Raw genomic sequence first — 21,248 nt, 5'->3', positions numbered from 1 at the left:
TTTGGTAAAATATAAGCATTATGACAGTTATTGAAAAGAAAATAAAAATCAAGAATTTAATTGATACGCTTCCTGAAGAAAACTTAGATGAAGTCTTAAATGTTGTTCAAGAAATAAGTTCTAAAGAATTGAGAATAAAAAAATCAGTAATTGAATTACTAAAAAAAGAAGAAAATTTATTTAAAAGATTGGCGCAATGATTTCTAAAAATCTTGCAGTACAATTAAATAAAATCATTTCGGATGCTTCCGGAGGAGGTTATGGATTAAGAGATGAAAACTTATTGCTTTCGGCATTAAACAGACCTTTTCAAACCTTTGATGGAAAAGATTTATATCCAACAATAATTGATAAGTCTGCTGCTCTTTTTGAAAGTATCATTATTAACCATCCATTTATTGACGGAAATAAAAGAATGGCTTACGCTTTTATGATAGCTGTTTTAAAGGAGGATGGTTTTGAAGTTAACGCAACAGAGGATGAAAAGTACGAATTTGTAATCGAAGCTTCACGAGGTAATCTAGATTTTGAATTTATAAAAAAGTGGCTAGTAAAACATATTAAATTATAAAGCGCAAAAATTTATGAAAGTAGGAGTAATCATGGGAAGTAAAAGTGATCTTCCAATAATGCAAGAAGCTATCGATATTTTAAAAAGCTTCGATATAGAAGTAGAAGTAGATATTGTTTCGGCACACAGAACACCAGAAAAAATGTTCGATTATGGTAAAAACGCGCATAAAAAAGGCATTGTTGTTATCATTGCCGGAGCTGGAGGAGCTGCACATTTACCAGGAATGATTGCATCTTTATCGCCACTTCCTATTATTGGCGTTCCTGTAAAAAGCAGTAATTCTATAGATGGTTGGGATTCTGTTTTGTCTATTCTTCAAATGCCTGGAGGAGTGCCTGTAGCGACAGTAGCTTTAAATGGAGCAAAAAACGCAGGAATACTTGCAGCACAAATTATTGCAACTTCCGATAAATTAGTACTAGATAAAGTAATTGCGTATAAAGAAAGCTTAAAAGTTAAAGTAATAGAATCTGCAAAAGGTCTATAACCAAATAACCCCAAGATTGCTCTTGAGGTTATAACGCTATTAATCAATTTTCTTAAACATGAGATTGAACTCATATGAAAAAACTTATGCAAAGGTTCAACTATTTCATGTTATTCTTAATGAAAAGGAGAGTCAATTCAGATTTTTAGATGAAAAGCACATAAATCAGTTAAAATGCAAATCAAGTGTTTTTAAAAATAAAAAAAACCTTGATTTGCATCAAGGTTTTTCGCTATTAATCAATAATTTTATCAACGAGTAACCAGCTCTTATATGAAAAAATCAATACAAAGATAGAGATTACATGCTATGCATGCATAATAAAATCTACATTTAACATAAATTTAAAAGATGTACAAGAATATACTTACAGAAAAATTCACCACAGCCTTTCAAACCGCTCCTTTTTCTAAAATAGCAACTACCGATTACCTTCCTGCTTTTACACTAGGAATAAAAAATGCAAAAGCAGAAATAGATGCTATTGTTACTAATCCGGAAGCTCCCACTTTTGAAAATACCATAGAAGCTTTAGATTTTTCGGGCGAACAATTAGATAGAATATCCAGCATATTTTTTAATCTGAACTCTGCCGAAACCAATGATGAAATTCAAAAAATCGCACAAGAAGTTTCGCCTTTACTTTCCGATTTCGGGAACGACATAACATTAAATCAAGATTTATTTAAACGTGTAAAAGCCGTTTATACTAAAAAAGCGGAATTAAATTTAAGCACAGAACAAGAAACGCTTTTAGATAAAAAATATAAAAGTTTCTCTAGAAACGGAGCCAATTTAGCCGAAGACAAAAAACAAGAACTTCGTGCTATAGATAAAGAACTTAGCAAACTAAAATTAAAGTTTGGCGAAAATGTTTTAGCAGAAACCAACAAGTTTGAAATGCTAATTACCAAGGAAGCCGATTTAGCAGGATTGCCAGAAGGCGCTAAAGAGGCTGCAAAACAGCTCGCAGAATCTAAGGAAAAAGAAGGATGGCTTATTACTTTAGACTATCCTAGTTATATTCCATTTATGACGTATGCTGACAATCGTGAGCTGCGTGAAAAACTGTCATTAGCTGGTGGAAGTAAAGCGTTTCATAACGATGCTTTAGATAATCAAAATAACGTTTTACAAATAGCAACGCTTCGTTTTAAAAGAGCAAATCTTTTAGGTTATCAAACACATGCGCATTTTGTTTTAGAAGAACGTATGGCAAAAACGCCAGAAAAAGTAAAAAGTTTTTTAAACGACTTATTAGAAAAAGCAAAACCAGCTGCAAATCTAGAATATACGAATCTGGAGAATTTTGCTAAAGAGCTAGACGGCATTGATACCTTACAAAAATGGGATTCTGGTTATTATTCCGAAAAACTAAAACAAAAGTTATTCAACTTAGACGACGAACAATTAAAACCATACTTTAAATTAGAAAACGTCATTGAAGGTGCTTTTACTATTGCGAACAAATTATTTGGTTTACAATTTGAAGAAATTCATACTATCGATAAATATCACGAAGATGTTTTAACCTATAAAGTAAAAGATGAAAACGGCGAATTAGTTTCTATTTTCTATGCCGATTTCTTCCCAAGAAAAGGAAAACGAAATGGTGCATGGATGACTAGTTACAAACCGCAAAGCATCAAAAATGGTGTTAATGATAGACCGCATGTTTCTATAGTTTGTAATTTCACAAAACCTACAAAAAGTAAACCATCGCTTTTAACCTTTAATGAAGTAACCACTTTATTTCATGAATTCGGACATGCATTACATGGTATGCTTGCCAACACAACGTATCCAAGTTTATCTGGAACCAGTGTATTTTGGGACTTTGTAGAATTACCAAGTCAAGTTTTAGAAAACTGGTGTTATGAAAAAGAAGCATTAGAACTTTTTGCTAAACATTATGAAACAGGAGAAGTAATTCCTATGGAATTGGTGGAGAAAATAAAAGAATCTGCAACCTTTCATGAAGGTATGCAAACCATGCGACAAATAAGTTTTGGCTTATTAGATATGTCTTGGCATGCCGAAGACCCTTCAAAAATCACAAATGTAAAAGCGCACGAAAATGCTTCCTTTGGTGATACCCAATTATTTCCAGACGTTGCAGAAAATTGTATGAGTACAGCCTTTTCACATATATTTCAAGGCGGTTATTCTTCTGGGTATTATAGTTACAAATGGGCCGAAGTTTTAGATGCGGATGCTTTTGAGTATTTTAAAGAAGCAGGTATTTTCAACAAAACCGTAGCTACTAAATTTAAAGAAAATGTATTAAGTCAAGGTGGAACAGATAACCCAATGACACTTTACAAACGCTTTAGAGGTCAAGAACCAAAACCTGAAGCTTTATTAAAAAGAGCTGGTTTAATTAAATAAAAAAAAACATGAAGCTAAAACACATATTGACCATACTAATTTTAATGCTTTCTATAAGTATGATGCAAGCACAAAAAATTAAAATTAAAAAAGGAGTTATCTATGTGGATGGAACGGAATGTTTATCGACAGAAGGTTATCCTGTAAACACCTCTTTTTATGATTTGGATGGCGAAGAAATTATTTTCATGAAATATCTGGAGACTAAACGAGGTGAGAGCTATGCGAAAGTAACTTTTTTAGATGAGAAGCTTTCCTTGACCTCCAAATCGATTATCTTCACTAGAAAAATGCTTTTAAGGAGACTTTTAGCTAGTAAGGTTATAGAAAACTGTAAACTCAATCCAGATAAGATAGCGCGTTTTATTTTAAAGTTTGATGAGCAAGTGGAAAAAGAAGATATTCATGTAAATGTAACTATTGATAGAGATTAAGATATGAAATTAGACATTCCGAATTGGATTATTATTCTCGGTGGAATTGGTCAGATTTTCACAGCATTAATTTACCCGTACATAAGACATCACGTTTTTGATTGGTATACGGATGTAAAGCAGCTAAAGCCTTTAAACCAAGAAATCGCAAAAACCTATGGCAGATATATTCAAGGTTTAAATTTTTCATTTGGATTAATTGCTATTCTAATACCTTCGGATTTAAAAAACCATACGAATCTGGCAATTGCATTAACGGGTTTAATTGCTGCCTATTGGGTTGGAAAGGTATTAACGCAAATCGCATATTACCCTATGTATGATATTCCGCAGAAAAAAATATTCAAAATCGGAAGCTATTTCATGAATACTTTATTTGTATTTTTCGCAGTAGTTTATTCGCTTTTAGTTATTGTGAATATAACAAATCATTAAAACAATGAAAACAATACTTATCGCTGGAGGAACAGGTTTTATTGGTCAGACCTTAGAAAAGCATTTTACCAGTAAAGGCTATTCTGTAAACATATTAAGCAGAAGTCCGAAACGTGAAAATGAAATTTATTGGGATGCCAAAACGATGGAAGATTCTTGGGTTTCCCATCTTGAAAATTTAGATGTACTTATTAACCTTACCGGAAAAACAATTAATTGCAGATTTACAGATGCGAATAAAAAAGCAATAAAAGAATCTAGAGTTGTCTCTACACAACTTCTCGGACAAGCTATTGACTGCTGTGAAAATCCACCGAAAATATGGATGAACTCCTCCACTACTTCTATATATAAAGAAGCCTTTACAGAAGAAAGAACCGAAGACAGCACAGTATTTGGAAACGATTTTGAAAGCGAAGTCGCAAAAGTTTGGGAAAAAGCATTCTACAAAACAGAAAACCCACAAACAAGAAAAATTGTTTTACGTACTTCTATCGTATTAGGCAATGACGAAGGTGCTTTTGTGCCGCTAAAAAAACTAACACAATTTGGTTTAGGAGGAAAACAAGGCAGCGGAAAACAAAAAGTAAGTTGGATTCATCAAACCGATTTTGCACGAGCTGTAGATTTTCTAATTCATAAAGAAAATGCTAAAGGCGCTTATAATTTTTGTGTTCCAAAACCAACAGACAATGCTACGATGATGAAAGATTTTAGAAAAACATTAGGCGTTCCGATTGGCATTCCTAGTCCGAAATTCATCCTAGAAATTGGTGCTTTATTTATGCAAACAGAACCCGAACTCATTTTAAAAAGTAGAAATGTGGTGCCGAAAAAACTTTTAGAAAGTGGTTTTACATTTCAATTTCCAACAATTACTTCCGCTATAAAAAACTTAATCGGTTAGATATAAATCCTTTTGCTTACTTTTGTTCAAAATTAGCTAAAAAAAGAGTATGCCAAAACACGTAATAGATCCAAATAAGTGGATTGATTTATATTCAGATTATCTATTCAACTACACTATTTCTCGTGTTAACGATAGAGATTTGTCTAAAGACTTGGTTCAAGATACTTTTTTTGCTGGTTTAAAATCGATGAAAAATTTTAAAGGAGAAGCAAGTGAACGTACTTGGTTAATTTCTATTTTAAAGCGAAAAATTATAGATTATTACCGAAGAATAAACTCTAACAAAGGAAAAGCAGAAGTTAGAATGAGCTATAATAGCGATACAGAATCGGAAGGCGACTGGCTAGAAGAACGTGTTGCCGATCCCTTTGATAAAAATGCAGAAAGTGTTATCGAAAACGAAGAACTAGGCGAAGCTATCTATAGTTGTCTGTCTAAACTCCCCGAAAAACAAGCCACTGTTTTTAAAATGAAAACGATAGAAGGAATAGATACCGAAACTATTTGTAATGAACTAAACATTACAGCGTCTAACCTGTGGGTTATCATCCATAGAGCAAGAACGGCAATGGCATCTTGTATGGAGAAAAATTGGTTTTAATTATGAATACACAAATGAATATAAATAAAGCTTGCGAAAAAGCAAATCATGTTTGTGATAAATCGCAATATAAAGAAGCATCTCTTTTAGAAAAAATGAAGCTCACACTTCACCTAGCATTTTGCAAAGCTTGCAGAAAATACTCAAGCAACAATAAAAAGCTTACCAAAAAAATGCATAATGCGAATGTAGAATGTATGCATAAACAAGAAAAAGAGGCTTTAAAACAAAACCTATCTAAGGCCATAAAAGAGCAACAAAACTAGCCCTAAAATTGGCAGACCTTCCACAAAAAAAGAACTATAATACTTCGACTGATTTTTTCTAGCCAATACTACAAACAATAAAGTTATTAGTGTAAATAGGCCTAAAATAAATACATTTCCACTACTAGTTTGATTCTTGAAAAATTCTAACAAGAAGAAAACAACTAACAATAAAACGCCAATAATTTTGGTTTTTCGTATTCCAATACGTTGCGGAATGGTAGATAATTTCAAACTATCGTACTGTAAATCTCTTATTTCAAAAGGAATCATAAGTACTAAAACAAAAATAAAACGTTGTAAAGTAGTTAAAAGAACATCCGCAGTTATAGCAATCTCATTATCTATAACAGGAAGTAATACCGTTACAGCACACCAAACCATACCAATAACATAAATTTTCAATCCGCCTATCTGCCTTAGGTTTTGGTTACTATCCACAAATATATTTCTTGGTAAAAAAGGAATCGCATAAAAAAAAGTAATAGCACCAAGAAGCACAATATACAGCCATGTTTTTATTTCTAGCATAAAAGTATAATAGCACAATGCCACAAAACAGAGAAACGAAAACACCTGAATAACCTTCAATTTATTTGCTAAACTTCTATGATGAAACTTTGCCAAGCCAAAGTATTTTACAAAATTATAACCCGTTATGGTTGCAAAAAAATTAAACCATAACACCGTAGTATCATAAGAAGTCCCAAATTCTAAAAGTGTGATCCACGTTAAAGCACAGACACTTAAAGCCACATGAATACTCGCGTTTATATAAAAATCGAAAAGGTGTTTTAATATTCGCATATAGCAAAGTTACACAAACTGTTAATAAAGAAGTTATTTGGTTAAAAACTTTCATAATTCAAAACTAAAATGCCTTATAATTTCCGTATTTTTGCGCCTGAAAATAACACGCTTTATTTTTTACTAAATAAGGCCAACAATAAATTGTAATTTCCGCGAAAGCGGGAATCTAACACAACTTTTTAAGCATGAATACAAACGCTTTTGCACTACGTCATATTGGTCCTAGAGAAGAAGACCAAAAATCAATGCTAAAAACTATTGGTGTAGATAGTTTAGACCAACTTATCTACGAGACTATTCCAGATGATATTAGATTAAAAAAAGACCTGGAATTAGAGGCAGCCATGAGTGAGCAAGAATATTTAGGATACCTAAATGAGGTTGCTAAAAAAAACAAAGTTTACAAAACATATATTGGTTTAGGATACCATCCAACTATTTTACCGGCAGTTATTCAACGTAACATTTTAGAAAATCCGGGTTGGTATACTGCCTACACACCGTATCAAGCGGAAATTGCACAAGGTCGCTTAGAAGCACTTCTAAATTACCAAACCATGATTACGGACCTAACAGGAATGGAACTTGCAAACGCATCGCTTTTAGATGAAAGTACTGCTGCTGCTGAAGCCATGAGCTTATTATTTGCAGTTAGAGAACGTTCACAAAAAAAAGCAGGAATACATAAGTTTTTTGTTTCTGAAAATATTTTACCACAAACACTTTCCTTATTACAAACTAGATCGAATCCTATTGGTGTAGAACTTGTTGTTGGTGATGAAAATACTTTTGATTTTTCTTCGGAATTCTTTGGAGCAATCTTACAATATCCAGGAAAAAACGGACAAGTATCCGATATTAAATCTTTTATAGCTAAAGCGAATGAAGCACAAATAAAAGTTGCTGTTGCAGCCGATATTTTAAGCTTAGTAAAATTAGAAGCTCCTGGAAAATTTGGTGCAGATGTAGTACTTGGAACCACACAACGTTTTGGAATCCCAATGGGTTATGGTGGACCACACGCTGCATATTTTGCAACAAAGGAAACTTACAAACGTGATATTCCTGGGCGTATTATTGGTGTTACTAAAGATGTAAACGGAAACAGAGCTTTACGTATGGCTTTGCAGACTCGAGAACAACATATAAAAAGAGATAGAGCAACATCTAATATTTGTACTGCGCAAGTATTACTAGCCGTTATGGCTGGAATGTATGCTGTATATCACGGTCCAAAAGGCCTACAATTTATAGCGAACCAAGTGCATAATGCAGCTTCAGCTTTAGCTGAATCTCTAGAAAAGTTAGGTTTTAAACAAACTAATACTTCTTATTTTGATACGCTTCAAATTAAAACCAAAGCTAAAAAAGTAAAGAAAATAGCAAAAGACAAAAAAGTAAACTTTTACTATCCAGATAAAAAAACGGTAACTATTTCTATAAACGAAACAACTTCGGTTAAAGATATAAACACGATCATTTCTGTTTTTGCTAAAGTTGCGGATAAAAAAGCATTTACTATTTCTTCTTTTACGGAAGCAAATAATATTGACAAAGAACTGCAAAGAACTACCGATTTCTTAACACTAGATATTTTTAATTCGCACCATTCTGAAACGGAATTAATGCGTTACATTAAAAAATTAGAACGTAAAGATTTATCTTTAAATCATTCTATGATTTCACTTGGTTCTTGTACTATGAAATTAAATGCAGCAGCAGAAATGCTACCTTTAAGCCAATCAGAATGGGGAAGTATTCATCCTTTTGTGCCATTAAAACAAGCTAGAGGTTATGATACTATTTTAAAAGAATTAGAAGACCAACTTACAGAAATCACTGGCTTCGCAGCAACATCATTACAACCAAATTCTGGTGCTCAAGGAGAGTTTGCAGGTTTAATGGTCATAAAAGCATATCATGAATCTCGTAAAGACAATCATAGAAACATATGTTTAATCCCTAGTTCTGCACATGGTACAAACCCAGCAAGTGCAGTAATGGCAGGAATGAAAGTAGTGGTTACAAAATCTACAGATGAAGGAAATATAGATGTGGAAGATTTACGTGAAAAAGCAATTTTACACAAAGATAATTTATCTTGTTTAATGGTAACGTATCCATCGACTCACGGTGTTTATGAAGCTTCTATAAAAGAAATCACCAAAATTATCCATGATAATGGAGGTCAAGTTTATATGGATGGAGCAAATATGAATGCTCAAGTAGGATTAACCAATCCTGGAAATATTGGCGCAGATGTTTGTCACTTAAACTTACACAAAACCTTTGCTATTCCCCATGGAGGTGGAGGTCCTGGCGTTGGACCAATATGTGTTGCAAAACAATTGGCTCCTTTTTTACCAGGAAATCCAATCATTAAAACGGGAGGAAAAAAGGCTATTACTGCAATTTCCTCTGCTCCTTTTGGATCTGCTTTAGTCTGTTTGATTTCTTATGGTTACATAAAAATGTTAGGAGCAAAAGGATTAACAGCATCTACTAAAATAGCAATATTAAACGCCAACTATATTAAAACGAGATTAGAGGGTCATTTTGACACGTTATATTCTGGTGAACGTGGTCGCGCAGCACATGAAATGATTGTGGACTGTCGTGCTTTTAAAGCGAATGGTATTGAAGTTACAGATATTGCGAAACGTTTAATGGATTATGGTTTTCATGCACCAACAGTATCTTTCCCAGTGGCAGGAACTTTAATGATTGAGCCTACTGAAAGTGAAAGCAAACAAGAAATAGATCGTTTTTGTGATGCTATGATTTCTATTCGAAAAGAAATAAACCTAGCAACTAAAGAGGATGCAAATAATCCTTTAAAAAACGCACCACATACATTAGCCATGGTAACTGCTAATGATTGGGATTTCCCTTATACAAGAGATACTGCTGCATATCCTTTAGAATATGTACAGGATAATAAATTTTGGCCAAGCGTAAGACGTGTTGATGATGCTTACGGAGACCGTAATTTAATATGCACATGTGCTCCTATTGAGGCATATATGGACGCAAACTAACGGTTGAACATCGTAAATAATTAATTAATTAAAATTGCCTTTAATTTTTACTGCTTATCTTAGCGGATAAACAATTAAAGGCAATCCTTTTTTTATGAATATCAAAATTACCGGAACAGGAAGTTATATACCAAGCACTATAGAAAAAAATGAAGATTTTTATAATCATGAATTTTTAAATGCAGATGGTTCTAAAATAAACAGTTCAAATGAAATTATCGTTACTAAATTTAAAGCGATAACAGGAATTGAAGAAAGACGTTACGCAAAGCCTGAATTGGTAAATTCAGACATTGCTTTTTATGCGGCAGAAAAGGCTATTGCTGACGCCAAAATTGACAAAGAGACTTTAGATTATATTATTGTAGCTCACAATTATGGAGACGTAAAACATAATACCCAACAAAGTGATACGGTACCAAGTATAGCTTCTCGTGTAAAACACTTGTTACAAATTAAAAATCCAAAATGTGTTGGGTACGATTTACTTTTTGGATGTCCAGGTTGGATTGAAGGAGTAATACAAGCCAATGCATTTATTAAGGCAGGAATAGCAAAACGCTGTTTGGTTATCGGATCGGAAACGTTATCCAGAGTTATAGATAAACATGATCGAGATTCTATGATATATAGTGATGGCGCTGGAGCAGTTATTGTTGAAGAATCTGCGGAAGAAGGAGGAATTATTAGTCATGAATCTGCAACTTTTGCCTTAGACGAAGCGCATTTCATTTATTTTGGGGAAACCAATAAACTAGAAAATGCGAGCCAACGTAAATACATTAAAATGTATGGCAGAAAGATTTATGAATTTGCCTTAACTAACGTGCCATTAGCATTAAAATCTTGTTTAGACAAAAGTGGATATTCTATCCATGATGTCAAAAAAATATTGATTCACCAAGCAAATGAAAAAATGGATGAAGCGATTGTAAATCGTTTTTACAAGCTTCATAACATGGAAACACCAGAAGGTATTATGCCCATGTCTATAGGCATGCTCGGTAATTCTAGCGTAGCGACGGTTCCTACTTTATATGATATGATTTTAAAAGGTAAACTGGAAAATCAAGAAATCAAAAAAGGAGATATCATTATGTTTGCAAGTGTTGGCGCTGGAATGAATATTAACGCAATAGTTTACAAGCACTAAAAGGCAAGATTTCTTAAATTCACAAGATTTTCACTAACGTGGAAAATAAATATGTACGAACAAACATTTCCGCATAAACGATACAAGCTTACTTATCAGTTTTTAGAAAAACACATTTCTAAATCCGAATCTATTTTAGATTTAGGTGTAGCAAATCCGTTTACTAAAATATTAAAAGAGAATAGTTTTTCTGTTGAAAATACAAAAGGTGAAGATTTAGACATAGATACCTCTGCTATTAAAAACACAGAAGCTACAGTAGTTACTGCTTTTGAAATTTTTGAACATCTACTCTCTCCTTTTACCGTTTTACAAGCTATAAAAGCAGATAAACTAGTGATAAGTGTTCCACTTCGGTTATGGTTTTCTTCCGCTTATAGAAGTAAAACAGACAAATGGGACAGGCATTACCACGAGTTTGAAGATTGGCAATTAGATTGGCTATTAGAAAAAACAGGATGGAAAATTATAGATAGGCAAAAATGGACTAATCCTACCAAAAAAATAGGAATCCGACCAATTCTACGCTGGTTTACGCCTAGATATTATATTGTGTATGCTGAACGCATATAAAACTTCAAAAAACTAAATTCCAAAAAATAAGATAACTTTGCATTCTAAATCTTAAACTTTGAATATATCCATTGTCATTCCTGCACATAACGAGGAAAAGTTTATTGAAAAAACTTTAGTTTCTTTGGTCAATCAAACGTTGCGTCCAAAGCAACTTGTGATTGTAAATGATAATTCTACAGACAAAACACAAAAGATAGTTTCGTATTATTTATCCAAATACAGCTGGATATCTCTTGTAAATATTAATTCTTCAGACGCCCATTTACCTGGCACTAAAATTATCAATGCTTTTTATAAAGGCTTCGAAATTCTAGATACCAACTATGATGTGATTTGTAAATTTGATGCAGATTTAATCTTTCCGAATAATTATTTAGAGCAATTAGCGAATCATTTTAATGCAAATAAGAAATTAGGAATGGCTGCTGGTTTCTGTTACATTGAAAAAAACAACCAATGGATTTTAGAAAACCTAACCAGAAAAGATCATATTCGAGGTGCTTTAAAAGCCTATAGAAAGGATTGTTTTGAGCAAATAGGAAAACTAAAACCTTCGATGGGTTGGGACACTGTGGATGAGCTATTATCTAAATATTACGATTGGGAAATTTTAACCGATGAAACGCTACATGTTAAGCATTTAAAACCAACTGGAATAAGCTATAATAAAGCATCTAAACACATGCAAGGAGAAGCGATGTATAAAATGCGTTACGGATTTATAATCACACTAATCTCTGCGTTAAAATTGGCATATAAAAAAGGGAGTTTTACTTTATTTCAAGACTATATGTCTGGTTATTTCAAAGCGAAAAACAATAAAACAGAATATCTAGTTACCGAAGATCAAGGTACCTTTATTAGAAAATTGCGTTGGGAAGGAATTTTGAATAAATTTAGTTAAAGATTCTTCGACTGTGCTCAGCATGCCATCCGAATTATACTAAAAACTCCAATCTTTATAATCTGCTGAAGCTTCTAATTTATTTTCTACAGTATCCTCTAATTCGCTAAAGAAATCGATTCCGGTTAATGCTTCCACTTCATCTACAGAAACCACAAAGTTGTATAAAGGCTCCTTAGAATCTTTATGAGGCATTAAGAAAGCAAGTACTTTCGTTGTCCCCGAATTCGTATCAATCAATACTTTATAAAACTGATTTGGAACCGATACTTTTTCGGCACCAATTGTTTTCATACTTCCTTTTAAAACACCTCCAGAAACTACAAAAACACCATCATACTTACTTGCCCAATATCTAGTTTTTTGTTCTAATCTATTCCAAATACCTGCGTTAAAGTCATGTTTTTGAGGAGAAATATTAGAAGTTAAAAAAGTTTCGTCATGTGCAAATTTACTATACTTCCTGTCTCCTGCCGGACAAAGATGCCCACGATCATAACCAGATTTTTTATAGTTTCGCCAATGTGCTGCTTTGGTTTTCACTGCTTTGTCTACTTCAAAATAAGGACGTTTAAAATTGGTGCTTGACAAGTGTGATTTCTTTAGTTCATAGGCAACCCATTCTGCTTGTTCATGTGCTTCGCTATAACTTAAACTATATCCTTCGTGATGGACAATCTGACCTGTGGTACTCGTTGGTAAAAAGTATTCGTTGGTGTTGGTTTTTACCGTTCCACCTTGTTCTATGATACCAACTTTAACTTCATTATCAAAATAAGCATCATATCCATAAACCCCAACAAGAATTAGGATAGCAATTACAGAGTATACTTTTTTATTAGCCATTACCGTTTTATAAATTTAAGCTTTATTTTTCGACCAGAACTTTGCATAATTTCTGCAATATACATTCCTGAATTTAAAAAGGAAACATCTATATTTTCTGAATTCACATTACTTAAAGATTTTATATTTTGTCCTAGCAAATTATAAATATGCAAACTTTGAATCTCATTTAAATCTTCTATACCATTTAATACTAATATTTCTTTTTCCATATTATAAAAAACGGAAACTGGATTCGCATTAAAATCTTGTAAAGATAAAGTTTCATTATTTTGATAAACTATTGAAAAACGAGAGACATCTACACTACTGTTTATATTTAAAGTTATTGGGTTATCTATTATATTATAAAACATATTCGTCTCACTATCTTTCAAATAAATAGTTTCATTTTCCGGGAAATTTAAGGTTTCTGTAATCTCAAAAGTATAAGCACCAGAATCGGTAATATGTATTCCTAAAGGTATTTCCTCTAATACATCAAAACGATTAAGCCCTTGAATACATAGCGCATCCTCTGTAATCGCCCAATATATCTCATTAGAAAGTGCATTAAACGTTTTACTATCATAACCATTATTAAAATCCGCATTAGCATTCGTGTCATAACCCAAAGCAATGGTAGACTCGTTACTATCCGCGTCTTTAAACTTAAGCCAATATTTAATTCGAGTATCTGTAACGTCTTCTTCTGACGTTCTATAAAAAACAGCATCTCCCGAAGACTCTTTTTTAAAGGCACGTTGACTATTTTTAAATACAATGACACCATCTGTATGCGCTTTAACAAAAAAGCTCTGCCCTACAGGAATATAATCTTTCGGACTTCCTTTAGAGGATACTCCTCCATTTACTGGAGCAGGAGAACTTACAGATCCTAATAAATTGTAGGTTGCATAACCACCTTGATATTCGGATAATACATGTGTATCATTGGAAGCAAATTGCTCATAAAAATAAAGGGAACCATCTATTACAGAAAGATTATCATTAATAAATTGCGTAGCATCTAATGCAGAAGGAAATGGATTACCTATTAAAACTTCATCCCCTGCTAATACATTTATAAATATATCTCCGTCGTTTGCTGTACCTTTAAAAGTATATCTTTGTTCTAAAACAGATGTATTTCCAGAACCTTTCATGGTGTAACCAAATCCCGGAAGAATTGGTGTTGTTGGTGTGATATAATGCCAATCTGCATACGTATTGGCTAAGCCATTAAAAGTGTACAACCAACGACTACTCCATTCCATTGGACTAGCTAACGGATTAGCATCATAACTAGTTGTAAACCCAATAGGTGCCGTTTCCGTTTCTAAATAATTCACTTGCCAATTACCATTTCTATGTACTGGAGCACTCCAATAATTATAATTATATAAATTATTAGAACCTTCCTGCGTAATGGTTAAATCACCACTTCCCGAATTTAAAGATGTTCCTGTGTGGTTTTGAATTAATTGCGCTTCCTTTATAAAAGTAATCGTTCCATTATTTAATATCCCATTTTCAACTTCTAATAGTAAACCATCATTAACGTGTAATGTTGCTCCTAACTCAACCTCAACCTCTCTAACATACCCAGATTCACTTAACAATCCTATTGCTCCAGATTGTACTGTTAATTTTAAACAAGAGTCTGTTACTCCTGGTGCATTCCCAATACCAGAACCATTATAATACGATATGCCATCCCAAACAATTTGATCTAAATAGCGTAATGTAAAATAATCTCCATCAGAAAAAGAAACTCCCGATACTGTTGCTGTAGATCCTGAAACTGTTAAATCATAACTTGTTGCAGAAGAAAAACCACTATCACTACCTACTACTAATTGTAATGGTTGGCAACTTTGTTTTTTTGTTACATCTAAAGCGGAAATATTAAAACTAACATTTACAGTTCCTAGGTTTCCAATTTTACTAACGCGCCATTTTGAATCTAGTTGCTCTCTATAATTTACGGTTTCTGTAACAAAATTATAGGAAGAATCTTTGGTGTCTTCTCCCCAAAATAAATAATCTCCATTAGCTAAAGCGGAAGGTGTATGGATTCTAACAATACCAGATCCTTGTGAATCTAAATGCTTACTACCATCTAATGCTTGACCTATTCCTGCAACATGATGGTCAAAATTACCATTAGCACTATCGTCTTGTTTGTATAGATCGTTTAAAGTTAATGCGATATTATATTTTGCGGAAAGATAATTATTAACGATTATGGTTTCTGCTTGATTCAACTTATAATTATATTGAATTAGCTCAGACATTTCACCTTTTGAATAACGACTGTAATCCACATTCATGGTTCCAATTGTTAAGGGCTGATTTGAATTTATAATACTCGTACTGCTTTCTGTACTTGTTAACAAAACACTTCCATTTCTAGACATAGAACTTCTAGAGTTAGCAGGTTTACTTCCATCAAAATCAAAACTTAAAATATAATTTTGATCATTAGAAAAAGATGCAGAACTAGTATAACGATTGTTTGAAGTTACAATATCGGTTGTAAGCTTATTATTATATAGAAAAAAGGTATACGCGTAGTTTGAATTAACATTATAAGTTAATCTCTTTCCAACTATAGCGTGCACATTATTACTTGTATAAAGACCTTTTGGTCTAAAGATAGAAAAATAAGTAATTCCAGTAGTACCATCTAAAATATCGGCATCATCCACTTTTAAATAATCTCTAACACCATTAAAGTCCACACTTGGGTAACTATTAAAAGATGAGCTACTAATAAAAGATGGTTGCTCACCGGCAATGGTTTGATTTGCATCATTATTATTACCTGAAGCATCTTGCCAATTAGAAACGGCTTCTCCATCTAATAATTCTAAATCATCTACTTTTAGCCATAAGCCATTTGTAGATACATTACCAACGCCACCTGGACCGGTTTGCGAAAACATATAAATAGGAGCCAATAAAGCAAGAAGCATTATTGGTAATAAGGTTGTTTTAAACATGCTATTAATCTTAGGGAGCGCGAAGGTAAGTCACAAAAACCCTATTAAAAATCATTTAACATTACTCTTAGACCTTATTCGCTAAGAGGATACGTATAGCCGATGATTGGAACCTATACACCCTTTTTACATGTGCAATAGGCCTTAATTTTAAAAAAAAGCCTTTCTAAATTAGAAAGGCTTTTTTTAAAATAGTTCATTTAGTCTCGAAGTTTTTCTAATAATTCTTGTGCTTCCTCAAATTTATAGTTTCCAGAATCTTGAACAATAAGTTCTAGTTGTTTGATACTATTTGCTTTGTCTTCCATTTTTAAATACGTTAGCATTTTATACCAATACCCTTTAGATCTATCTAATGTTTCACTAGAAATTAATTGATTAAAAGCATCGAGAGCCTTTTCGTAATTACCGAGCTCTATATTAGAAATACCATAATATAATAATGCCGTTGCGTTCGTATTGGTAGTCGTTAAAAAGTCTTCAAAATAAACTACTGCTTCCTGATATTCTTTATTTAAAAATGCCTTTTCGCCATTAACCAATAATATGTTATCCGAATCTCCTCGAGAAGTTAATGATGGCAAATTGCTCCAGTCGTTATAATCGGAATAGACCTCTAGATTTGTAGGCGAATCACTAAACACAAAATAACCTACAAATACAATTATACTAGCTGCAATTGCTAAATAAGAGAAGTAGTTTTTTTTATTGAAAGGTCTTTCCTTTACAAAGCTATCATTTACTTTTTTAACAGAAGCTTGGAGTGCTTTTGCTTCGTTACTTTTTAAATAAGACTCCAATTCTACAGTTTCTTCATCCGGATCGACAAAAGACCAATCTTCTTCATTATAATGCGCCTGCATTTCTTTATTAATAGAAATATAGTCTGCTAATTCTTCATTTTCTTGTAAAAGCAGTTCAAAGGCTTTTTTAGCAGGAATAGATAAGGTATCCTTTAGATAATCATCTGCTTGGTTTTGTAGGTTTTCAGACAGGCTCATAGTTCTTTTAATTCTTTAAATCTAACGTCTTTTTTAATCGTTTCGGTTAATTTGTTTTTACACTTAAAAACGCGTTGTCTCACTACAGATTCACTATTATAGTCTAACTCTTCAGCAATTTGCTTATACGGCATTTTATTAAAAAATCGTTTTAAAATTTCTTTACAATTCCCAGAGATCTCTTCTAATTTTTCTTGAAAGAATTCCCAACGTTCTTGTTCTAAAATACTTCTTGCTAATTCACGTTCTTCACTTCCTTGTTCCTTAATAGCATCAATTGTTACCAACCTTTTTCGTTTATTTAATTCACGGCGCCATAAATTTTTACATGCAACAAAGAGATATGCTTCAAAAGAGGAGTTGATTTCAAAGAATTTAACTTGAACACGTGCCATAATTTGCAGCAATGCTTTTTGAAAAACATCCTCTGCATCCGCATGCTGCCCTTTATTCTCCAACACAAAATGTTTTACGTTTGGAAAAACTTCTTGGTAGATTTCTAATATTACCTTTTCATTCTTCTTTTTAAGTCCAGTGATAAAGTAATTAGGGTCTTTCATTTAATTATCTGAAAAAAAATTAATTATTGGGTAACAAATATATATATTTAGGAACGAGTAGTTATAATTTAAAAACGAACAAAATGAAAACAAGATTAATTTTAGTATTAACGTTGAGCTTTGTATTATTTATTGGATGCTCTACTGAAGAAACATTTGTGAATGAAAATGAAGCAGAAACTGTATTCCAAAAGGCTGAAGCTTCTTCTATAACAAAAACAAATACAAACACATCCACTACTATCAATAATAGACCACAAGGTTGGACTCCTCCTGGTAGAGAAATGGATCCTGTAGATCTCGGACAACCAGATGGAACCATGTTATATATAATAGAATTCACACCTGGCCTTACTATAACCAAAAAGCAAGATGCTAGAGCTAGATATAGACCCTATCTAGGTATTATGGATATAACGATTTGTAACACAAATCCAGATAAAGAAATTTGGACTTTAGACACAGCAACTTATAATGACGATACCATTCCGGCACCTCCTTATAATTGTTATGCATGCTCTCAAAGCAACACGGAACCAGAAAAAGATATTCATGTTGGAAACGATCCTGATATCGATAGAGTAGCAGTTAGTATAACTTCCAACCCTTGCATAGAATAATTTACTGAAACCGAATAATATTGAAAAAGTTAGTCTTTTTATTTTTCATACTCTCTTTTTGTGAATTATTTGCACAACAAACAGAAAATAAAGAGGATAGCTTACTAACGGCATACAAAAAACAAAATAAGTTAACAAAATATGCAGAGCTAGCGCATGATATTTCACTAACATATAACAAAAAAGGAGACTTTAATAAAGCCCTTAAATATGGGTTACTAGAAGTAAAATTCAAAAAACATCTCTCCTTAGAAAGACAAAAAAACAGCCTATTTAATTTAGGACTGTTTTTTTTTAAAACTAAAAATTATGGAAAATCTATTGAAGCATATAATAAAGTAATAGACAGCTTTAGTATTGACGAAAAAACATATCGAGCATACTGTGAAAATGCTAGAAATCATATTGAATTAGGTGATTATTTTCAAGCAGTAAATTATTTTAAAAAAGGCTTAGAAATTCCCGAAAAGCTTACTACCAAACGTTTACCAGGAATCTACTTAAACTACATAGAACTTAATCATAAAATAACTAATACTAAAAGTATAGCTGAAAACAAAAGACTTCTTAAAATAGTAGATTCGTTAAGTACCATAACCACTTTAAGTGCGACTAACCTGTATTCATTAAATAACGAATACGGTATATTTTACAAAAGTGATTTCAACTATAACTTTAACAAAAGCAGGTACTATTATTTAAAAAATTTAAAAAAAGATTTAGAAAACGAGAACCAAGAAACGATTGCATCATCCTATAATAATCTTGGCGTTTTATACAATAAAGAAAAAAAAGATAGTGCTTTATTCTACATCAATAAAGGAATCGAATACGCAAAAAAAGACACAGACATATCAAGGCTCTATATTAATAAAGCCGAGTATTATTTTAACATAGGAAAAACAAAGGATGCTTTAAAAATATTACAACAAGCATTACAGTTAACAGTACCAACCAAGATAGATAGCGCAATTATTTTTTCTCCAAACTTTAAAGCTCTTGCTTCTTCTAAAAACAAAACACTCTCCTTATTAATTCTAAAAGAAAAGTCTAAATATATCCTAGAAAACACAGCACTATCTAAAGATAAAAAAATGCTTCAGGTTGCTTATGAGACCATATCTCTAGCAGATAAACTTATAGATGTAATTAGAATGGAAAGTAATGAAAGTCAATCCAAATTACTTTGGCAAGAAGAAGCTTCAGAAACTTTTATGCTAGGTGTAAAAGCTTGCTTTAAACTCAACAAACCGGAAGAAGCATTTTATTTTATAGAAAAAAACAAAGCCTTATTATTACTTGAAAACATTAAACAAAACAGACTTCGATTGAGTTCTAAAATTCCTTCAGAAATCTTACAAAAAGAACAAGATTTTAAGAAAGATATTTTCGCCATAGAAAATGAATTAAATAAAAATTTCAACAAGGCATTAAAAGATGAATATCATAGTTTAAAAATTGAATACAATAGCTTTAAAGAATCTTTAGTTTCTACCTATCCAGAATATTATTCTTCTAAACAAACTATTGCAGTTACCACTATAGATGTTATTAAAAATAGTTTAGATGGAAATACTACCATACTAGAATATATAGTAAACAAAGAGGAAGGCTTCCTTTTAACCATCACTAAAAACAGTGTCAGACTTTTTAAATTAAACGATACAGAAAGCCTAGAAACAGAAATTAACAAATATCTAAAACTCTTACAAAAACCACTAAATACTTCAGAAGAACTTAAAAATTATAAAAAATTATCGCAGCAACTTTGTAGTTATTTATTCCCTTTTAAAGACAAGGACATCTTAAAAAACAAATTAATAATAGTCTCCGATTACACCCTGCAGAATCTACCTTTTGAAAGTCTAAAAAAAGACAATAGATACTTGATTGAAGACTTTGAAATATCCTATACCTATTCCTTATCGTTTTTAGAAAAAAATAAAAAACTGAATCGAGATGCAAAACAAGAGCTTATAGCTTTTGCTCCAAAATCTTTTACTTATGACAACCTTAAAACCTTACCAAGAAGTGAGGATGAAGCAAAAACCATAAGCCAACTATTAAACGGAAAAGTATTCGTAGACACTTCTGCGAATAAAACCAATTTCTTTAAAGAAATTAATAAATATAAAATCATTCATTTAGCAACACACGCTAACGCTAATGATTCCATTTCCCCATGGATTGCATTTAAAAATAACAAACTATATCTAAACGAATTATACACCACAAAAAACCAAGCCGAATTAGTCGTTCTAAATGCATGTAATAGCTCTTTAGGAGAAATAAAATCTGGCGAAGGCGTCTTTAGTCTAGCACGTGGTTTCTTTTATTCTGGTGCCAATAGCGTAATCTCTTCGCTTTGGAATGTAAACGATAAATCTAATGCAGCAATAACGACTAGCTTTTATAAATATGTTAAAGATGGCAAAACAAAAAGCGCTTCGTTAAGGCAAGCTAAATTAGATTATTTACATTCCCATTCTTTAAGTGAAACTTCCCCTTATTATTGGTCTACATTAATTTTAATTGGTGATAATTCCGCAATTTATTCCGGCAATAACACACTGTATTACATTATTTTAAGTGTTTTTCTATTCATATTCTTATTTTTTATTCTAAAAAAATTAAAAATCGTGGGTAACAAGTCCTAGAGTT

The 21,248-nt window shown here is 32.2% G+C and carries 20 protein-coding genes; 15 read left to right on the top strand and 5 right to left on the bottom strand.

All coding sequences use genetic code 11. From position 1 onward, the window contains the following. The first annotated feature begins 20 nt into the window (after positions 1-20). The 9 genes from ACVCXO_RS05680 (at position 21) to ACVCXO_RS05640 (ending at position 6,095) form a co-directional block, all read left to right on the top strand. Positions 21-200 (top strand): hypothetical protein, encoded by a 180-nt coding sequence (locus ACVCXO_RS05680; RefSeq protein WP_452228630.1) that lies wholly within the window; start codon positions 21-23, stop codon positions 198-200. Further along, positions 197-571, top strand: a complete 375-nt coding sequence (locus tag ACVCXO_RS05675) for a type II toxin-antitoxin system death-on-curing family toxin (RefSeq protein WP_452228629.1) — start codon at positions 197-199, stop codon at positions 569-571. The genes ACVCXO_RS05680 and ACVCXO_RS05675 overlap by 4 nt, the downstream gene beginning before the upstream one ends. A 13-nt stretch (positions 572-584) precedes the next feature. Next, a complete protein-coding gene (purE, locus tag ACVCXO_RS05670; RefSeq protein ID WP_452228628.1) occupies positions 585-1,061 on the top strand; it encodes a 5-(carboxyamino)imidazole ribonucleotide mutase in 477 nt (158 codons plus the stop codon). A 351-nt stretch (positions 1,062-1,412) separates the two neighbouring features. Then, positions 1,413-3,449: a M3 family metallopeptidase gene (locus ACVCXO_RS05665; protein ID WP_452228627.1), complete on the top strand. Its 2,037-nt coding sequence runs from the start codon at positions 1,413-1,415 to the stop codon at positions 3,447-3,449. An 8-nt stretch (positions 3,450-3,457) separates the two neighbouring features. Beyond that, entirely contained in the window at positions 3,458-3,883 is a 426-nt protein-coding gene (locus ACVCXO_RS05660; protein ID WP_452228626.1) for a hypothetical protein, read from the top strand. Between the two features lie 3 nt (positions 3,884-3,886). Further along, positions 3,887-4,318 carry a hypothetical protein gene (locus ACVCXO_RS05655; RefSeq protein WP_452228625.1) on the top strand — a complete coding sequence of 144 codons (432 nt, stop codon included), beginning with the start codon at positions 3,887-3,889 and terminating at the stop codon, positions 4,316-4,318. Between the two features lie 4 nt (positions 4,319-4,322). After that, positions 4,323-5,225 carry a TIGR01777 family oxidoreductase gene (locus ACVCXO_RS05650; RefSeq protein WP_452228624.1) on the top strand — a complete coding sequence of 301 codons (903 nt, stop codon included), beginning with the start codon at positions 4,323-4,325 and terminating at the stop codon, positions 5,223-5,225. Positions 5,226-5,274: 49 nt separating this feature from the next. Then, positions 5,275-5,829: a sigma-70 family RNA polymerase sigma factor gene (locus tag ACVCXO_RS05645; RefSeq protein WP_452228623.1), complete on the top strand. Its 555-nt coding sequence runs from the start codon at positions 5,275-5,277 to the stop codon at positions 5,827-5,829. A gap of 2 nt (positions 5,830-5,831) precedes the next feature. After that, positions 5,832-6,095, top strand: a complete 264-nt coding sequence (locus ACVCXO_RS05640) for a hypothetical protein (protein WP_452228622.1) — start codon at positions 5,832-5,834, stop codon at positions 6,093-6,095. On the opposite strand, the gene ACVCXO_RS05635 is transcribed toward ACVCXO_RS05640, so the two are convergent. Next, positions 6,063-6,902 carry a hypothetical protein gene (locus ACVCXO_RS05635; protein WP_452228621.1) on the bottom strand — a complete coding sequence of 280 codons (840 nt, stop codon included), beginning with the start codon at positions 6,900-6,902 and terminating at the stop codon, positions 6,063-6,065. The genes ACVCXO_RS05640 and ACVCXO_RS05635 overlap by 33 nt on opposite strands. Positions 6,903-7,090: 188 nt before the next feature. Here ACVCXO_RS05635 and gcvP point away from each other — a divergent pair, with 188 nt between their 5' ends. The 4 genes from gcvP (at position 7,091) to ACVCXO_RS05615 (ending at position 12,576) form a co-directional block, all read left to right on the top strand. Next, positions 7,091-9,943 (top strand): aminomethyl-transferring glycine dehydrogenase, encoded by a 2,853-nt coding sequence (gcvP, locus tag ACVCXO_RS05630; protein ID WP_452228620.1) that lies wholly within the window; start codon positions 7,091-7,093, stop codon positions 9,941-9,943. A gap of 94 nt (positions 9,944-10,037) precedes the next feature. Continuing rightward, positions 10,038-11,096 carry a 3-oxoacyl-ACP synthase III family protein gene (locus tag ACVCXO_RS05625; protein WP_452228619.1) on the top strand — a complete coding sequence of 353 codons (1,059 nt, stop codon included), beginning with the start codon at positions 10,038-10,040 and terminating at the stop codon, positions 11,094-11,096. Between the two features lie 51 nt (positions 11,097-11,147). Further along, positions 11,148-11,669, top strand: a complete 522-nt coding sequence (locus ACVCXO_RS05620; RefSeq protein WP_452228618.1) for a methyltransferase — start codon at positions 11,148-11,150, stop codon at positions 11,667-11,669. Between the two features lie 58 nt (positions 11,670-11,727). Further along, on the top strand, positions 11,728-12,576 hold the full coding sequence (locus ACVCXO_RS05615; RefSeq protein ID WP_452228617.1) for a glycosyltransferase family 2 protein: 849 nt from the start codon (positions 11,728-11,730) through the stop codon (positions 12,574-12,576). A gap of 39 nt (positions 12,577-12,615) precedes the next feature. Here ACVCXO_RS05615 and ACVCXO_RS05610 read toward each other — a convergent pair whose 3' ends face one another. The 4 genes from ACVCXO_RS05610 to ACVCXO_RS05595 all read right to left on the bottom strand — a co-directional run bounded on the left by ACVCXO_RS05610 (position 12,616) and on the right by ACVCXO_RS05595 (position 17,967). Further along, a complete protein-coding gene (locus ACVCXO_RS05610) occupies positions 12,616-13,422 on the bottom strand; it encodes a DNA/RNA non-specific endonuclease (protein ID WP_452228616.1) in 807 nt (268 codons plus the stop codon). Next, a complete protein-coding gene (locus tag ACVCXO_RS05605; RefSeq protein WP_452228615.1) occupies positions 13,422-16,406 on the bottom strand; it encodes a T9SS type A sorting domain-containing protein in 2,985 nt (994 codons plus the stop codon). Before ACVCXO_RS05605 ends, ACVCXO_RS05610 begins: the two co-directional genes overlap by 1 nt. Positions 16,407-16,606: 200 nt before the next feature. Further along, positions 16,607-17,407, bottom strand: coding sequence for a tetratricopeptide repeat protein (locus tag ACVCXO_RS05600; RefSeq protein ID WP_452228614.1), 801 nt, complete (start codon positions 17,405-17,407; stop codon positions 16,607-16,609). After that, entirely contained in the window at positions 17,404-17,967 is a 564-nt protein-coding gene (locus tag ACVCXO_RS05595) for an RNA polymerase sigma factor (RefSeq protein WP_452228613.1), read from the bottom strand. Before ACVCXO_RS05595 ends, ACVCXO_RS05600 begins: the two co-directional genes overlap by 4 nt. 83 nt (positions 17,968-18,050) lie before the next feature. On the opposite strand from ACVCXO_RS05595, the gene ACVCXO_RS05590 reads away from it, so the two are divergent. Together ACVCXO_RS05590 and ACVCXO_RS05585 are read left to right on the top strand one after the other, a co-directional pair. After that, positions 18,051-18,587: a hypothetical protein gene (locus ACVCXO_RS05590; RefSeq protein ID WP_452228612.1), complete on the top strand. Its 537-nt coding sequence runs from the start codon at positions 18,051-18,053 to the stop codon at positions 18,585-18,587. Between the two features lie 20 nt (positions 18,588-18,607). Beyond that, a complete protein-coding gene (locus ACVCXO_RS05585; protein ID WP_452228611.1) occupies positions 18,608-21,244 on the top strand; it encodes a CHAT domain-containing protein in 2,637 nt (878 codons plus the stop codon). Positions 21,245-21,248 lie beyond the last annotated feature (4 nt).

It is taken from the genome of Lacinutrix sp. MEBiC02404, from assembly GCF_053601575.1.
This window is presented reverse-complemented; position numbering and strand designations above follow the sequence as displayed.

What these genes read in the sequence shown, in the direction of transcription:
- ACVCXO_RS05605 (WP_452228615.1), bottom strand. Translation starts at nt 16,406, where the DNA reads ATGTTTAAAACAACCTTATTACCAATAATGCTTCTTGCTTTATTGGCT.
- ACVCXO_RS05640 (WP_452228622.1), top strand. Translation starts at nt 5,832, where the DNA reads ATGAATACACAAATGAATATAAATAAAGCTTGCGAAAAAGCAAATCAT.
- ACVCXO_RS05645 (WP_452228623.1), top strand. Translation starts at nt 5,275, where the DNA reads ATGCCAAAACACGTAATAGATCCAAATAAGTGGATTGATTTATATTCA.
- ACVCXO_RS05650 (WP_452228624.1), top strand. Translation starts at nt 4,323, where the DNA reads ATGAAAACAATACTTATCGCTGGAGGAACAGGTTTTATTGGTCAGACC.
- ACVCXO_RS05675 (WP_452228629.1), top strand. Translation starts at nt 197, where the DNA reads ATGATTTCTAAAAATCTTGCAGTACAATTAAATAAAATCATTTCGGAT.
- ACVCXO_RS05680 (WP_452228630.1), top strand. Translation starts at nt 21, where the DNA reads ATGACAGTTATTGAAAAGAAAATAAAAATCAAGAATTTAATTGATACG.
- ACVCXO_RS05600 (WP_452228614.1), bottom strand. Translation starts at nt 17,407, where the DNA reads ATGAGCCTGTCTGAAAACCTACAAAACCAAGCAGATGATTATCTAAAG.
- ACVCXO_RS05610 (WP_452228616.1), bottom strand. Translation starts at nt 13,422, where the DNA reads ATGGCTAATAAAAAAGTATACTCTGTAATTGCTATCCTAATTCTTGTT.
- ACVCXO_RS05660 (WP_452228626.1), top strand. Translation starts at nt 3,458, where the DNA reads ATGAAGCTAAAACACATATTGACCATACTAATTTTAATGCTTTCTATA.
- ACVCXO_RS05635 (WP_452228621.1), bottom strand. Translation starts at nt 6,902, where the DNA reads ATGCGAATATTAAAACACCTTTTCGATTTTTATATAAACGCGAGTATT.
- ACVCXO_RS05665 (WP_452228627.1), top strand. Translation starts at nt 1,413, where the DNA reads ATGTACAAGAATATACTTACAGAAAAATTCACCACAGCCTTTCAAACC.
- purE (WP_452228628.1), top strand. Translation starts at nt 585, where the DNA reads ATGAAAGTAGGAGTAATCATGGGAAGTAAAAGTGATCTTCCAATAATG.
- ACVCXO_RS05595 (WP_452228613.1), bottom strand. Translation starts at nt 17,967, where the DNA reads ATGAAAGACCCTAATTACTTTATCACTGGACTTAAAAAGAAGAATGAA.
- ACVCXO_RS05590 (WP_452228612.1), top strand. Translation starts at nt 18,051, where the DNA reads ATGAAAACAAGATTAATTTTAGTATTAACGTTGAGCTTTGTATTATTT.
- ACVCXO_RS05620 (WP_452228618.1), top strand. Translation starts at nt 11,148, where the DNA reads ATGTACGAACAAACATTTCCGCATAAACGATACAAGCTTACTTATCAG.
- ACVCXO_RS05625 (WP_452228619.1), top strand. Translation starts at nt 10,038, where the DNA reads ATGAATATCAAAATTACCGGAACAGGAAGTTATATACCAAGCACTATA.
- gcvP (WP_452228620.1), top strand. Translation starts at nt 7,091, where the DNA reads ATGAATACAAACGCTTTTGCACTACGTCATATTGGTCCTAGAGAAGAA.
- ACVCXO_RS05655 (WP_452228625.1), top strand. Translation starts at nt 3,887, where the DNA reads ATGAAATTAGACATTCCGAATTGGATTATTATTCTCGGTGGAATTGGT.